Source organism: Pseudomonas sp. Sample_14 (assembly GCF_004307515.1).
In the GTDB taxonomy this organism is placed as follows: Bacteria; Pseudomonadota; Gammaproteobacteria; order Pseudomonadales; family Pseudomonadaceae; genus Aquipseudomonas; species Aquipseudomonas atacamensis.
Map to the genome: position 1 here is coordinate 60,509 of NZ_RCOC01000026.1, position 13,831 is coordinate 74,339.

The 13,831-nt window shown below is 59.3% G+C and carries 16 protein-coding genes; 11 read left to right on the forward strand and 5 right to left on the reverse strand.

The genetic code is table 11. The features are described 5' to 3' along the window. Positions 1-10 precede the first annotated feature (10 nt). Positions 11-1,036 carry a UDP-glucose 4-epimerase GalE gene (galE, locus tag D8U61_RS05870; protein WP_130926641.1) on the forward strand — a complete coding sequence of 342 codons (1,026 nt, stop codon included), beginning with the start codon at positions 11-13 and terminating at the stop codon, positions 1,034-1,036. A gap of 13 nt (positions 1,037-1,049) precedes the next feature. Here the strand turns inward: galE and D8U61_RS05875 are convergent, their stop codons facing one another. Beyond that, on the reverse strand, positions 1,050-1,364 hold the full coding sequence (locus D8U61_RS05875; RefSeq protein WP_122610461.1) for a hypothetical protein: 315 nt from the start codon (positions 1,362-1,364) through the stop codon (positions 1,050-1,052). A gap of 320 nt (positions 1,365-1,684) precedes the next feature. Between D8U61_RS05875 and cyoA the strand changes: the two genes are divergently transcribed. The 9 genes from cyoA (at position 1,685) to D8U61_RS05920 (ending at position 10,294) form a co-directional block, all read left to right on the forward strand. Continuing rightward, positions 1,685-2,614: a ubiquinol oxidase subunit II gene (cyoA, locus tag D8U61_RS05880; protein WP_016774553.1), complete on the forward strand. Its 930-nt coding sequence runs from the start codon at positions 1,685-1,687 to the stop codon at positions 2,612-2,614. Between the two features lie 3 nt (positions 2,615-2,617). Then, positions 2,618-4,591, forward strand: coding sequence for a cytochrome o ubiquinol oxidase subunit I (gene cyoB / locus D8U61_RS05885; protein WP_039760284.1), 1,974 nt, complete (start codon positions 2,618-2,620; stop codon positions 4,589-4,591). Between the two features lie 2 nt (positions 4,592-4,593). Further along, entirely contained in the window at positions 4,594-5,208 is a 615-nt protein-coding gene (locus D8U61_RS05890; protein ID WP_110599448.1) for a cytochrome o ubiquinol oxidase subunit III, read from the forward strand. Between the two features lies 1 nt (position 5,209). Beyond that, on the forward strand, positions 5,210-5,548 hold the full coding sequence (gene cyoD, locus D8U61_RS05895) for a cytochrome o ubiquinol oxidase subunit IV (protein ID WP_130926569.1): 339 nt from the start codon (positions 5,210-5,212) through the stop codon (positions 5,546-5,548). Then, positions 5,506-6,531: a heme o synthase gene (cyoE, locus tag D8U61_RS05900; RefSeq protein ID WP_130926570.1), complete on the forward strand. Its 1,026-nt coding sequence runs from the start codon at positions 5,506-5,508 to the stop codon at positions 6,529-6,531. Before cyoD ends, cyoE begins: the two co-directional genes overlap by 43 nt. Beyond that, on the forward strand, positions 6,524-6,784 hold the full coding sequence (locus D8U61_RS05905; protein WP_024012801.1) for a metallothionein: 261 nt from the start codon (positions 6,524-6,526) through the stop codon (positions 6,782-6,784). Before cyoE ends, D8U61_RS05905 begins: the two co-directional genes overlap by 8 nt. Continuing rightward, entirely contained in the window at positions 6,781-7,965 is a 1,185-nt protein-coding gene (locus D8U61_RS05910; RefSeq protein WP_130926571.1) for an MFS transporter, read from the forward strand. The genes D8U61_RS05905 and D8U61_RS05910 overlap by 4 nt, the downstream gene beginning before the upstream one ends. Positions 7,966-7,992: 27 nt before the next feature. Continuing rightward, positions 7,993-8,667, forward strand: a complete 675-nt coding sequence (locus D8U61_RS05915; RefSeq protein ID WP_122507221.1) for a polysaccharide lyase family 7 protein — start codon at positions 7,993-7,995, stop codon at positions 8,665-8,667. 289 nt (positions 8,668-8,956) lie between these two features. Continuing rightward, a complete protein-coding gene (locus D8U61_RS05920; RefSeq protein WP_323167399.1) occupies positions 8,957-10,294 on the forward strand; it encodes an MFS transporter in 1,338 nt (445 codons plus the stop codon). A gap of 7 nt (positions 10,295-10,301) precedes the next feature. Here the strand turns inward: D8U61_RS05920 and D8U61_RS28205 are convergent, their stop codons facing one another. The 3 genes from D8U61_RS28205 to D8U61_RS05930 form a co-directional block, all read right to left on the reverse strand. Continuing rightward, the gene (locus D8U61_RS28205) at positions 10,302-10,430 is read right to left on the reverse strand and encodes a hypothetical protein (protein WP_024012797.1); all 129 of its coding nucleotides are present in this window, start codon (positions 10,428-10,430) and stop codon (positions 10,302-10,304) included. Positions 10,431-10,562: 132 nt separating this feature from the next. Beyond that, positions 10,563-11,114, reverse strand: a complete 552-nt coding sequence (locus D8U61_RS05925) for a cytochrome b (protein WP_130926572.1) — start codon at positions 11,112-11,114, stop codon at positions 10,563-10,565. A 172-nt stretch (positions 11,115-11,286) separates the two neighbouring features. After that, positions 11,287-12,174, reverse strand: coding sequence for a universal stress protein (locus D8U61_RS05930; protein ID WP_130926573.1), 888 nt, complete (start codon positions 12,172-12,174; stop codon positions 11,287-11,289). A gap of 443 nt (positions 12,175-12,617) precedes the next feature. Between D8U61_RS05930 and D8U61_RS05935 the strand changes: the two genes are divergently transcribed. Beyond that, positions 12,618-12,830 carry a hypothetical protein gene (locus D8U61_RS05935; RefSeq protein WP_241663603.1) on the forward strand — a complete coding sequence of 71 codons (213 nt, stop codon included), beginning with the start codon at positions 12,618-12,620 and terminating at the stop codon, positions 12,828-12,830. A 44-nt stretch (positions 12,831-12,874) separates the two neighbouring features. Here D8U61_RS05935 and D8U61_RS05940 read toward each other — a convergent pair whose 3' ends face one another. Next, positions 12,875-13,795, reverse strand: a complete 921-nt coding sequence (locus tag D8U61_RS05940) for a universal stress protein (RefSeq protein ID WP_130926575.1) — start codon at positions 13,793-13,795, stop codon at positions 12,875-12,877. Positions 13,796-13,831: the final 36 nt, after the last annotated feature.

Genomic DNA, 13,831 nt, shown 5'->3' on the forward strand with positions numbered 1-13,831 from the left:
GGGCGGGCGCATGATCTTGATTACGGGTGGTGCGGGATACATTGGTGCGCATGTCGCACTGCAATGGCTGGGCAACGGCGAGGATGTGGTGATCCTCGATAATTTGTGCAACAGCCAGCGCGCGGCAATCGAGCGCATCAGTACGCTGGCCGGAAAACGACCGGAGTTCATCCAGGGCGATGTACGCAATCGACGACTGCTCGACAACCTGTTGCGGGACTACCCGATCAACGCCGTGGTGCATTGCGCCGGGTTGAAAGCGGTCGGCGAAAGCGTGCGTGAACCTCTACGCTATTTCGACACCAATGTCGGCGGCAGCCTGACGCTGTGCCAAGCCATGGCCCGGGCCGGAGTTTTCCATCTGGTGTTCAGTTCATCGGCCACTGTTTATGGCGACTGCGCCACCTTGCCAATCAACGAAAACTGCGCCACTGGCCAGCCGACCAATCCTTACGGCATGTCGAAACTGATGTCGGAAAACATCATGAAGAGTGTCGCCAGTTCCGACCCGCGCTGGTCGATCGGCCTGCTGCGCTATTTCAATCCGATTGGTGCGCACCCTTCCGGCCTGCTCGGCGAGGCCCCCACCAGCACGCCGAACAATCTGCTGCCCTATCTGCTGGAAGTTGCCAGTGGCCAGCGCGCGCAGCTGTCAGTGTTCGGCAACGATTACCCGACCCCGGACGGCACCGGCATTCGTGATTATCTGCACGTCGTCGACCTTGCGCTCGGGCACGTCTGCGCGCTCGACGCCTTGCGCGATCGCCATGGTGTGAGCATCTGGAACCTCGGTACCGGGCGCGGCTATTCGGTGCTGGAGGTAGTCAGCGCCTTCGAGCAAGTGACCGGTATCAAGATCCCTTTGCGGATTGAAGCAAGGCGCCCCGGCGACATCGCGCGATGCTGGGCGGACCCGCAAAAAGCCCTCGAAGAACTGGGCTGGCAGGCGAGCCGCTCACTGCACAGCATGCTCGCCGATGCCTGGCGCTGGCAGTGCAATCAACTCGGCCAGGTTGACGTTCGCCAGGCCAATTGAAAGCTGCGCACGCTCACTCATTCTCATGGCCGTGCGCATCGGCACAGGACAATCGTCCGGACTCGCCGCCGGCAATTCGTTCTGCCTGATCGATGCCACGTTTAAGCGCGTCCTCGACTTCCCATTCCACGCCGGGCAATTTCCTGATGCGCTCGTAGGCGCACTCGCCGGTTGCGGTGTAAACGCTGATGAACATTTCGACGTCGCCATCATCGGCTTGCCGTGCCCGCACCTCGATATGACAGCCGTTTTCAACTTCTTCGGTATGGCACTTTTCCGCCTTTTCCGTCGCCTTCCATTTGTTGTAGGTTTCGCCGCGTTTGAACATGTCGTACTCCTGAACTCAACTCGCTCACGTCAAAGATCTTTCCTTTGGCGGAATAATTCCAAGGATTGCCAAGAGGCATTTTCAGCATAGCGCGTTGATTCGCGCCCGCCGTTTCGCTAGTTCAACCGTTCGTCAGCTTGCGTAACATTCTGTAAAACCAACGCCGCAATGCTCATTCAAAAAGTTCGAGGCCCAGGCGAGCTCAAGTACAACTCGTTATTCAGCCCAGCGTGATTAGCCGGTACAGAAACAGGGTTTTCTGTCCATGGCCAACTGTTGCCCGAAGAAAACAAGGATCGATATAAAGAACAGGAGCATGTATGAAGCGAACAATCAGCTATTGCCTGGTCTATCTCGCTACCAGCGTTCTGCTCGCCGGTTGCAATCTGGTGGTGTTCAACCCCAAGGGCGATGTTGCCCGAGATGAACGCGACCTGATCATTCTCGCCACGGGCCTGATGCTGTTGGTGGTGATCCCGGTCATCGTCATGACCTTCCTGTTCGCCTATCGCTACCGCGCGACCAACAAGAAGGCCCGTTATTCGCCGCGTTGGGCCAGTTCGCACAAGATCGAAGCGGTGGTCTGGGGCGTGCCGTTCCTGATTATTTGCGTACTCGGCTGGGTGACCTGGGAAACCACCCATGCACTCGATCCCTATCGCCCGTTGGACTCCGACGTGCCGCACCTCAATGTGCAAGTGGTGGCAACGGACTGGAAATGGCTGTTCATCTACCCCGATCTGGGTATCGCCTCGGTCAATGAACTGGCGATACCGGTGAATACGCCGGTAAGTTTCACCGTCACTTCCGACGCGGCCATGACTTCATTCTTTATTCCCGCACTCGGTGGGCAGATATATGCCATGGCCGGCATGCAGACCAAGTTGCATTTGATCGCCAATGAAATCGGCCAGTATCGCGGAATTGCCGCGAACTATAACGGCCACGGCTTTTCCGACATGCACTTCAGCACCCTGGCACTCAGTGGCGCGGATTACGAGGCGTGGGTCAACAAAGTCAAAGCGGCGCCCGGGCAACTTGATCAAGCCAGTTATGCCGAGTTGGCCAAGCCTTCAGTGGCGCACAAGATCACCTATTACTCGGCTGTGCAGGAGCGACTGTTTCTCGACATCGTCGACAAGTACGAAGGAATGAACAAAGCACCGCGCAAGAAGGAAACCCAGGTGCAAAGCAACAGCGACGATGTGCGCGTCAATCAACAACCGAGTCTGCTGGCCGAGGAGCGTTAAATCATGTTCGGGAAACTTTCATGGGACGCGGTTCCATTGCACGAGCCGATTGTCATGTACACCCTGGCTATCGTCGGCCTGATGGGTTTTGCCCTGGTCGGCACCGTCACTTGGAAGCGCAAGTGGGGCTACCTCTGGCGCGAGTGGTTTACTTCGGTCGACCACAAGAAGATCGGCTGCATGTACATCATCGTCGCGCTGGTCATGCTGCTGCGTGGTTTCTCCGACGCGATCATGATGCGTACCCAACAGGCCATGGCATCCAGTGGCGGGCCGGGTTATCTGCCGCCGGAACACTACGACCAGATCTTCACCGCCCACGGCGTGATCATGATTTTCTTCATGGCCATGCCGTTCGTGGTCGGCCTGATGAACATCGTCGTGCCGTTGCAGATCGGTGCCCGCGACGTCGCCTACCCGTTCCTCAATGCGCTGAGTTTCTGGCTGTTCGTCGTGGGTGCGGCACTGGTGAACATCTCGCTGGGCGTTGGTGAGTTTGCCCGCACCGGTTGGGTCGCCTACCCGCCCCTTTCCGAACTCGGCTACAGCCCCGGGGTCGGGGTGGATTACTACATCTGGTCATTACAGATATCCGGCATAGGGACGCTGTTAACCGGGGTTAACTTCTTCGTGACCATCCTGAAGATGCGCACCGAAGGCATGACCCTGTTCAAGATGCCGGTGTTCACCTGGAACGCACTGTGCACCTCGATCCTGATTCTCGCTGCGTTCCCGATCCTTACCGCCACCCTGTTGATGCTGACCCTCGATCGTTATCTGGGCATGCACTTCTTCACCAACGAGGCCGGCGGCAACCCGATGATGTACGTCAACCTCATCTGGGCGTGGGGCCATCCGGAGGTGTACATCCTGATCCTCCCTGCGTTCGGGATCTTCTCGGAGATCGCCGCGACCTTCAGCAGCAAGCGCCTGTTCGGCTATGTCTCGCTGGTGTGGGCGACGATTGCGATCACGATCCTGTCGTTCATCGTCTGGCTGCACCACTTCTTCACCATGGGCGCGGGGGCCAACGTCAATGCGTTCTTCGGCATCATGACGATGATCATTGCAGTGCCGACCGGGGTGAAGATCTTCACCTGGCTGTTCACCATGTATCGCGGCCGCGTGCGCTTCGAAACGCCGATGCTGTGGACGCTGGGCTTTATCGTCACGTTCAGTATCGGCGGCATGACCGGCGTGCTGCTGGCGGTGCCCGGGGCCGACTTCCTGCTGCACAACAGCCTGTTCCTGATTGCCCACTTCCATAACGTGATCATCGGTGGCGCGGTGTTCGGCTACATGGCAGGGCTGACTTACTGGTTCCCGAAAGCCTTCGGTTTCCGCCTCAACGACCGCCTCGGGCGCATTGCGTTCTGGTGCTGGCTGGTCGGTTTCTACTTCGCGTTCATGCCGTCTTACGTGCTCGGTTTCATGGGCATGACCCGACGCCTGAACCATTTCGACAACCCGGCCTGGCAACCGTGGCTGCTGCTGGAACTGTTTGGCGTCGGCATCATTCTTTGCGGCGTGTCCGCGCAGGCGTTGCAGCTCTACGTGAGCATCCGCAACCGCGCGAAACTGCGCGACCTCACCGGCGACCCGTGGGACGGTCGCACCCTGGAATGGGCCACGGCCTCGCCACCACCGTTCTACAACTTCGCCGAGCAACCGAAAGTTAACGACCTCGACGCCTATTGGGGCATGAAGGAGCGCGGCGTCAGCACCCTCAGCCACACCGACTACCGCGCCATCCATATGCCGCGCAACACCTCCGCCGGCCTGGTGATCAGTGTCTTCGCGCTGATCTGCAGCTTCGCCCTGGTCTGGCATATCTGGTGGCTGGCAATCTTCGGCCTGGTCGCTTCTGTGGTAGCGATGATCGTGCGCAGCTACGACGAAGACATCGATTATTTCGTCCCGGCGCAGGAAGTGGCGCGGATTGAAAAAGCGCGTCTCAAAGACTTGGCGGAGGCTTGAACATGTCCAATATCGTTCTGGATAAAGACATCGCGCACAGCCATGAACATGGCCATGAAGACGCGGGCTCGATGCGCATTTTCGGTTTCTGGATCTACCTGATGACCGACTGCATCCTGTTTGCGACGCTGTTCGCAGGCTATGCCGTACTGCGTGACAGCGTGGCTGGCGGGCCTTCGACCGTCGACATTTTCGAATTGCCCTACGTCCTTGCCGAAACAGCGTTGCTGCTGCTCAGCAGCATCACTTACGGCTACGCGATGCTGGCGATGAACCGCAATGACAAAGCCCACGTGCTGCGCTGGCTTGGCGTCACCTTCGTGCTGGGTTGCGGCTTCATCGCCATGGAAATCAACGAATTCCATCATCTGATCGCAGAAGGCTACGGGCCGGATCGCAGCGGATTCCTGACCGCGTTCTTCACCCTCGTCGGCACCCACGGCGCCCACGTGCTCAGTGGTCTGGTGTGGATGGCAGTGTTGATGCTGCAAGTAAGCAGCCGGGGCCTGACCAATACCAACACCACGCGCCTGAGTTGCCTGAGCCTGTTCTGGCACTTCCTCGATGTGGTGTGGATCTGCGTATTTACCGTGGTTTATCTGCTGGGGGTGGTGTGACATGTATAACCAGAGTCCGATTCATAGCAGTGCCGGCACCAGCCATGGCACTAGTCGTTCATACATGGTCGGTTTCATTATTTCAGTGATTCTGACCGTCATTCCCTTTGGCCTGGTCATGTACCCGACGTTGCCACGCAGCGTCACCGCTTGGGTGGTGGTCGCGCTCGGTGTGGTGCAGATCTTCGCCCACCTCAAATATTTCCTGCATCTGGACACCGCCAAGGAGCAACGCTGGAACCTCAGAGCGCTGATCTTCTCGGTGGTGATCATTCTTCTGCTGGTGGGGCTTTCGCTATGGATCATGGACAGCATTCACCACAACATGCTGGCGCACTGAAGCAATGGCGGCTGTCGCTGAATGTCGGGCTGGAACTGACCAAGCCCGGCATCATCGTCGGCAATCTGGCTTCGGTGTTCGGCGGCTATCTGCTTGCCGCCGGTGGCCGCCCGGTGTCCCTGGCGCATTTATTGGCCGCCCTGCTCGGCACCGCGCTGGTCATCGCTTGCGGTTGCGTGATCAACAACTGCGTCGACCGCGATATCGACCGGCGCATGGTGCGCACCTGTCATCGGGCGCTGGCCGTTCGCGCTGTGTCGTTGCCCAGTGCGTTTTGCTACGCGACGGTGCTGGGTGTGATCGGCTTCGGTTTGCTGTGGGTCGGCACCACAGCATTGGCCTGCGCCATGGCGGCAGTCGGTCTGATGGTTTATGCGGGCGTTTATACCTGCCTGATGAAACGCCGTTCGCACTGGGGCACGCTGGTCGGCAGCCTGTCCGGGGCCATGCCGCCGGTGGTCGGTTATTGCGCCGTGACCGGCAGCTTCGATGCCACGGCGCTGATGCTCATCGTGGTGTTTTGCTGCTGGCAGATGCCCCACTCCCACGCGATCACCGTCATGCGCCATGAAGACTTTCGTGCCGCCGGATTGCCAACCTTGACGCTCAGACAGGCACGACGCGAGATCAACCTGTACATGGTCGCGTTCCTGATCAGCGCGGCGATATTGGGCTGGGTTGCGGCTATCAATGTTTCTTATCCGCTGGTGGTACTTGGCCTGGGCGGCTACTGGTTTTATCTGACGTTGCGACCGGTGCGAACCACCAATGCGAAAGTCTGGGCGCGGCGCATTTTCAGCGTATCGATCCTGCTGATCCTGGCGCTGAATCTTTCCCTCGCGTTGAACGCCGTACTGCCCTCGCCCTCTGCGCTCTACCACTCATCGGGCGTGGGGGAAAATCATCAAACGCAGGTGCGGGGCGGGTTATCAGAATCGGTAACGACTGCCTTTACAGACCACCTGGAGGAAACCCATGGCTAACGATCCTTCAACAATTGATTGCGCCTGCCCGGGCTGCACCTGCAAATGCAGCGGCGAGCAAACCTTCGAGCGTGACGGCAAGCAGTTTTGCAGTCAGGCCTGCGCGGATCTTCACCCGAAGGGCCAACCCTGCCCGTCCTCGACCTGCCATTGCGAGCAGAACCTTGGGGCCGATGAGCGCAATGTCAGTGACTCGAAACTGGATCAGGCGGTCGAGGAAACCTTCCCTGCCAGCGATCCGATTTCCCCGTGAGCCTCAATCGACGCAGCCTCAATCTGGTCGCAGCAGCCTTCGCGCTGACCGCCTTGTCCTATGGCCTGGCGCGCTTCGCCTATGGACTGCTGCTGCCACAGATTCGTCAGGATCTGACGCTCAGCGTGACCGCTGCCGGATGGATCGGAGGCAGCGCTTTTGCCGCTTACTGTGTGGGCATCGTTGCGACGTTTGCCTGCAACGGCAAAGTCAGTCCGCGTGGGTTGACGGTGATGGCCGGCGCCGCTGCGACGCTGGGCATGGGACTGGTGGTTGTCGCTTCGTCGGGGCTGACGTTGGGCTGCGGCGTGGCGCTGGCGGGATTGAGCACGGGTCTGACTTCGCCGCCATTGGCCAGTGCGGTGGCAGCGCGTCTTGATGATGCGGATCGCCCGCGAGCCAATGGTTTTATCAATGCCGGGACAGCGGCGGGCATCGTTTTTTCCGGGTTGGCGGCGATATTGGCAGCCGGGCAATGGCGCCAGCTGTATGCCTTGTTTGCCTTGATCGGCATCGGCGTCACGATCTGGCTCTGGTTTGCGCTACCGCGCCGGGTCGAGCATGACGTCGCGCAGAACTTCTCGCTGGCAATGCTGCGTCGACCCGGCGTACTGCCTTTGTGCGCCAGCGCTTTCCTGATGGGCCTGGCGAGCACGGCGATCTGGACATTCGGTGCCGACATTCTGCGCAGCGAGGCTGGATTCTCAGATCAGTCGATAGCATGGGCGTGGATCGTCCTGGGTGCGGCGGGAATCAGCGGATGCATGACGGGCGTGTTCACCGGCCGATTCGGTGTCGTGCGTATTCAGCATCTGGCACTGGCTGGGATCGCCCTCGGGACATTGGGCCTGTCGGCCGCCTCGATATCAGCCGGGTCTGGCCTCATCGCAATGTGCCTGTTTGGCGCGGCCTATATCGTTTCCTCGGGCGTTTATCTGCTGCAAGGCATCCGCCTGTTTGCGGATCGTCCGGACTTGGGACTGGGCATACCGTTTCTGGTACTGGCGCTCGGTCAGACCGCTGGCACCCCGCTTTTCGGCGCTGTGCTGGAGGCTGCCGGCGTAATCGTTGCCCTTTGTGTTTTCGCGGCGGCCGCTTGCGCCGCCATGGTGCTGTGCCCAAGAGATGGTGAAAGTCCGCGCGGACAGATGTGCCAATCCACCGAAGGCTTGGGTCGCTAATGATTTTTATCGTCAGGAGTACAAACCATGGCCGTAAACATCAGCAATCTCACCCTCTCCACTCCGGTTCCCGTCTCGGCGACCAATCCGGTCGCACTTGAGCTCAACGGCGCCGAAGCCATTGCGCAGTTCCCGAGCATCGTCACGGTGCTACCGGATGGATCGCTGCAACTGTCCGCGCCGACCAAAGGCGCCTCGAGCAAGAGCACTCACCGCACCCGCTGCGAATGGAAAGAATCCTTTTACTGGTCGCTGGGCAGCGCCGCTGACCACCTCAACTATCAGGAAATGACCGTGACCAAGGTCAACTCTGCGCAGAAAGTCGTTATCTCGCAGATGCATGTGAAAAATGACGACGGCCCGGTGATCAAAGTGTTCTGGCAGAAAGGCAACATCACCATGGGCTTCCGCCAGAGCTTCAACCAGCCCACCCCGGTCAACACCACGGTGCTCAAGGGCGTACCGTTGGGGGCGAAGTTCAAGATCACCATTCGCGCCAACTCTGCCGGCGTGGCTCGAGTCACTGTCGACTACAACGGCGTTGTCGGCACATCAGGTGACTTGCAGCTCGACTCAACCTGGAATTCGCAGGTATTCAATTTCCACGGCGGGGTCTACAACCAGATCGACTACACCGACGCCACGCCGCCAGAGGATGGCTCGATCTGCATCATCAGTGATTTGTTGATTTCGCATACTTAGGCGCTGAAACGAGCAAGGGCCTGCGTCAGCTTTCGCTGGCAGGCCCTTGTCAGAGCTGAGCTCGATGTTGGGTTTTCAGCCTCCTCTTCGACTTCGAAATTGCCTGCGTCCTAACGTCGCAGCCTTCAGCTATTGGCAAATCCTGCGCAAGCCGTAGAATCCCGCGCGCTCTTGCAAGCGCGCGTCTGGTCACAGACGCGAACTTGCAGGGCTGGCCATGTCGTCCGACGCCACCGCCCTGCCCGATCGGCAGACATTTGCACAACACCTGTTCCAGCCTGGCAACCGCATGCGCAGAGGCGCACGTTGCGCTGTTCGATTTCTTGAGGTTTTTATGTCTCCGCGTTTGCTGGCCATGGCGCTGGCGCCCCTGCTCGGGCTGTTCATTATTGCTCTGGGCAACGGTTTTCTGTCTTCCCTGACCACCCTTCGCCTGGACGCCGCCGGCGCCTCGGCGACGATGATCGGAATTGTTTCGTCGGCCTATTTCATCGGCCTGACGCTGGGCGCGGTGTTCAACGACCGGCTGATTCTGCGCATCGGCCATATTCGTGCCTACGGCAGCTTCGCCTCGCTGATTGCCGTGACGATCCTGTTGCAAGGTCTGTTTTATGACACCTGGGGCTGGCTGGTCCTGCGCCTGATCAACGGCTGGGCGACGGTCGGTGTGTTTCTGGTGATCGAAAGCTGGCTGCTGCTGGCCGGTGACGAGAAGATTCGCGGGCGCTTGCTCGCGCTGTACATGATCGTGCTTTATGGCGCTGGCGTTCTGGGCCAGGCGACGCTGGGGACCATCACCGGCATGAGCGACAGCGCGCCGTTCATGGTCGCTGGCATGCTCGCTGCGTTGTCGGTGCTGCCGATCGTGATCCTGCCGCGCGTCTCGCCGCTGCTCGATCAGGTCGAGCCACTCAAGCCCCGGCAACTGCTGGGCGTGACGCCGACCGGGCTGGTCGGCTGTTTCGGTTCGGGCGTGACCATCGCGGCGATCTACACCTTGTTGCCGCTGTATCTGCAACGCAGAGGTCTGGACGTCGGCGAAGTCGGCAGCATGATGGCCTGGACGATTCTCGGCGCGATGCTGCTGCAGTATCCAGTCGGACGCTGGTCCGACCGCACCGATCGCTTGCAGGTGCTGACGCTGCTGACGGTGGCGTGCACCGCGTTATCACTGGTGATTGTGCTGCTGCCGCTGTCTTCGACAATGCTCGCGGCGATGCTGTTTCTGCTCGGTGGCGGCGTCTTCGCGCTGTACCCGGTGGCCGTCAGCCACGCGGCCGACCGCGCCCCGGCCGAAGCGCTGGTGCCGATGATTCAGGGTTTGCTGCTGATCAACTCGCTGGGCTCGGCCATCAGCCCGATGATGATCTCGCCGGTGATGAACTCGTTCGGCGCCAACGGCCTGTTCTGGGTCTTCGCAGTGGTCAATCTGAGCATGGTCAGCTTTTTCTTCTGGCGCCGTGGCAAACGCCCGGTGCCGGCCAACCCCGCACCGTTCACGGCGGCAGCCACCTATTCGCCGACGGGTGCGGAGTTGCGGGTCACCGAGGATTTGCGCGTCGCCGCTGAGGAGCATCCGGCGATGATGGATGCGATCAGCGGGGAACTGGTGACGCAGCCACGGTGACCGCTGATCAGCAACTGCCCGGCGGGATACCGTCCTTGTTAAAGTCCTTCAAGCGCTCGCGCTCTTCTTCGGTGGAATGTGCCGGGGTTGTTTGATCCGGTACTTCTTGCGGCACTTCGGTTTTTTCTTCAGTCATGGCTTTGCCCTCGTTGTCGATGCTATTTCGGCATCGGCGAGGGCTGGCAGTTCCGGATTTTCAGCTCCACCGCAGCCATGCGCTTGAGTTGCGGCGAACATTCCCTTAGACGAACAGCGCAAGATTCTTGCTTCAAGAGCGGGCACGCGCAATCAACATCCTCTGCAACGTGTTGTCCTTCACCCAGTAATGGTGGAACAGCCCCGCCAGCGCGTGCAGGCCGATCAGCCAGTAGCCGGCACCGCCAATCCATTCGTGCCAGTACTTGAGTTGTTTGGCCAGGTCCGGATCAATAGCCACCGGCGCCGGCACATGGAAACCGAAGTACGGAAACGGCTTATCGCCCGCCGCGAGCATCAGCCACGCGAGGAGCGGTGTGACAATCATCAATCCATACAGCGCCAGGTGTGTCAGGTGCGCGATTGCGGTCTGCCACGCCGGTGGCTTGGGGATGATCGGCGGACGCGGAGTCAGGCGGCCGATCAGGCGAATCCACACCAAGGCGAAGATGCTGGCGCCAAACAGGCCATGCAGGCCCATCAGCATGCTGCGCCCCTCACTGCCCTTGGGCAGGTAGCCCTTGATTTCGACGCACGCATACACCCCGACGAACAACGCCAGCATCAGCCAGTGCAGGATGATTGAGAGTTTTCCATAACGGGTTACAGCGGTGTCGCGGATCATAGGAAACGCCTCGTGATTGTTGTGGAACGACGATCATCTCGCTCGAAATTATCCATGAACAGAAGCGCAAGGGTTATCACCTCAGCCCATCAAAGGCGAGTAAGTTTCGAGCAGCTGCCCCTTGTCGACAAGTCGGCAAGGGGCTGTTCGGCAAGGCGCACCGTTGTTCGTTCTAGACCGCCAGTACGCTGCAGGGAACCTGGTACAGAATATGTTCGGTGGTACTTCCCAGCAGTTTTTCCAGCCCGTGACGTTGAACCCTGCCCATCACAATCACGTCCACATCGTGTTCATCGGCAAACTCACTGATCGCCGCCACGGGATGTCCCTCCCTGCTATGCCTGTGCTCGGCCATCACACCGAATTTCCTCGCCAAAGCGCTGTAATGCACTTGCAGTTCCTGGCGCCGGGCATTCATCAATTCCGAAACCGTCCAGTTGTTCACCACTTCATCCAGATAGTTTTGCGAGACGTCATAGGCATATAACAGGTGCAACTCTGCACCAAACTGAGTGGCGAAGGATGTGGCCTGTTCGACGATCCGGTCATTGAGAGCGCCCCCATCATCTTCGCTTGCAGCTACATCTACGGCCGCTACGACCTTGCGCGGCAGACCCGGGCCAGCAGCGCCCAACAAGTAGACCGGCACCGGACAATCACGCAGCAGCTGCCAATCCAATGGGGTAAACAAAGCGCGTTTGAGTAAGGGTTCGTGCTGCACTTCCTTGATCAGCAGATCGGGCTGGTTCACGGTGACGTGATCGAGGATCTCCCGTTTGATGTCTTCGGACCAGCCAACCTCGGTCGTCACCCGCAAACCTTCGCCTCGCAGGCTGGCGGCCTGGCTTGCCAGCCACTCGTGATGGTCCTGCAAATAGGCCGCACGGGCCCTTGCCCGATCCCCTTCCTCCAGCAGCGACAGGAAATCCCACCATTTGATCAAGGCTGCGATGTGCAGCGACGCGCCGCTGGCTTTAGCCAGGGCGGCGGCCTGGCTTATCGCCGGGGAATGGCGCAGGGCCGGGTTGATGATCAGCAACAAGTGTTGATATTGGCTCATGTTTGTCTCCAGAGAGATGGACGTCTGCGCTCATGTCACTCGCAGCTGAACCGGGCCGAAAGAATCAGACAACAACGTCAATCGAGGTTGCGCCATAGCCCGGCGACTTCCTTGATAAATGTCATATGCAAGGCCCCTGGTGCGCGTCCTTCCCCTGAAAAACCTGAATATCGAGGCTTGTCCACCACCCTTGCGCAAGCGCCTGGAAAACCGACAAAGCGGCGATGAAACTGGCGAGCGACATTGATCTGGATCAATCGCTGCGACGACAAACTGGATCGAAATAGAGTCATGACTCGGCTGCGCCCGCATCTCGGATCAGGGACAGTCACAAGCTGCTCGAACGCGTGAAAGTTACAGATGCGGCCACAGGGTGACAGGTCCGCAACCCACCCTCATTCTTGCTTTGCGAGGTTCACGATATGGTCATCAATGATCCAGCCATGACAACTGCCTGCGTCCGCGACGGAAGCGGTGACAGTTGCGCTCTGTTTCACGAAGCGGATCGACTCAGCGACCAGGCCTATGCCGTCGTTGAAGAGCCGTTTTCTCCAGACACCATGCACAAGTTCAGCGAAGCGAAGAAACGCGCCGATGAGAAATATCGGCACGCCTGGCAACAATGGCAATACGCACACGGCGGGCGCAGTCACTGATGGATTACCCCCAACCGATTACCATCAACTGCTGCGATGACCGGTCAGGCTTTGGCAGGCATTGCCTTGACCATCATCAAACTGCAAGGAGCCCGGTTCATCAGGCATTCGGCCGTGCCGCCGATAAAGCCGTCTAGCGCTCGATGGTGACAGATGCCGAGCACCAGCAGGTCGAACGCGTTCTGCCGGGCAAAGTCTTCGATCACCCGGTACGGGACACCTGAGAGCAGGTGGCTGTGCTGTTCATCGAGACCATAGCGCTCGGCCAGCGTATCGAACGCTTCTTGCTGAGTATCGTTGATCGCATCGCACAAGCTGTGGTCCAGGCTCAAGTTCGGCACGCTCATCGCCGCATCACCTACCACCGACCAATTGGCGACGTTCAACAAGTGCAACGATGCATCGCATTTCGACGCCAATGTCGATGCAACCCCGAGTATCCGGTCGTTGAGCCCTTGGGTCAGATCCTCGAGATGCGACAGGTCAATGGCCGCAAGGATCTTCAAGGGTTTCGGATGCGCTGCCTCGGTGACCAGATGCACGCAGGCGGGACAATCTCGTACCAATAGCCAGTCCAATGGCGGATGAAACGTTTGATTGAGCGCTGAAACATGGTGAGCGTCCTTGATCACCAGATCGACATGAAAGTCATTGATGTACTCAAGCACATGCGCCGGCGTGGCCCTGGCCCAGACCACTTCGGTGCTGACTTGCACGCCAGCGCCACGTTGAAACCGGGCCTGCTGTTCCAGCCACTGGCGATGCATCTGCAAATAGCCTTCACGCGCTTGCGCCATGGCGTCGTGGTCGATCAGGCCGGCCAACGCCAGGGACTGGACATGATCGAACGCCACGATGTGCAGCAACGCGCCACTGGCCCGAGCAAGTGCCTGGGCGCGATCAAACGCCGGGGTGCGGGTCATTTCGGCAGGTGCGATCAACAGAATGCGTTTGAGCCTGAACATCACGAGTGTTTCCAGTCAGCGCCATCGGACGATTCT

Coding starts and splice junctions, on each gene's coding strand:
- D8U61_RS05925 (WP_130926572.1), bottom strand. CDS start 11,114: ATGATCCGCGACACCGCTGTAACCCGTTATGGAAAACTCTCAATCATC.
- D8U61_RS05915 (WP_122507221.1), top strand. CDS start 7,993: ATGGCCGTAAACATCAGCAATCTCACCCTCTCCACTCCGGTTCCCGTC.
- cyoE (WP_130926570.1), top strand. CDS start 5,506: ATGGATCATGGACAGCATTCACCACAACATGCTGGCGCACTGAAGCAA.
- cyoA (WP_016774553.1), top strand. CDS start 1,685: ATGAAGCGAACAATCAGCTATTGCCTGGTCTATCTCGCTACCAGCGTT.
- cyoB (WP_039760284.1), top strand. CDS start 2,618: ATGTTCGGGAAACTTTCATGGGACGCGGTTCCATTGCACGAGCCGATT.
- galE (WP_130926641.1), top strand. CDS start 11: ATGATCTTGATTACGGGTGGTGCGGGATACATTGGTGCGCATGTCGCA.
- D8U61_RS05875 (WP_122610461.1), bottom strand. CDS start 1,364: ATGTTCAAACGCGGCGAAACCTACAACAAATGGAAGGCGACGGAAAAG.
- D8U61_RS05935 (WP_241663603.1), top strand. CDS start 12,618: ATGACAACTGCCTGCGTCCGCGACGGAAGCGGTGACAGTTGCGCTCTG.
- D8U61_RS05940 (WP_130926575.1), bottom strand. CDS start 13,795: ATGTTCAGGCTCAAACGCATTCTGTTGATCGCACCTGCCGAAATGACC.
- D8U61_RS05890 (WP_110599448.1), top strand. CDS start 4,594: ATGTCCAATATCGTTCTGGATAAAGACATCGCGCACAGCCATGAACAT.
- D8U61_RS05920 (WP_323167399.1), top strand. CDS start 8,957: ATGCGCAGAGGCGCACGTTGCGCTGTTCGATTTCTTGAGGTTTTTATG.
- cyoD (WP_130926569.1), top strand. CDS start 5,210: ATGTATAACCAGAGTCCGATTCATAGCAGTGCCGGCACCAGCCATGGC.
- D8U61_RS28205 (WP_024012797.1), bottom strand. CDS start 10,430: ATGACTGAAGAAAAAACCGAAGTGCCGCAAGAAGTACCGGATCAAACA.
- D8U61_RS05930 (WP_130926573.1), bottom strand. CDS start 12,174: ATGAGCCAATATCAACACTTGTTGCTGATCATCAACCCGGCCCTGCGC.
- D8U61_RS05905 (WP_024012801.1), top strand. CDS start 6,524: ATGGCTAACGATCCTTCAACAATTGATTGCGCCTGCCCGGGCTGCACC.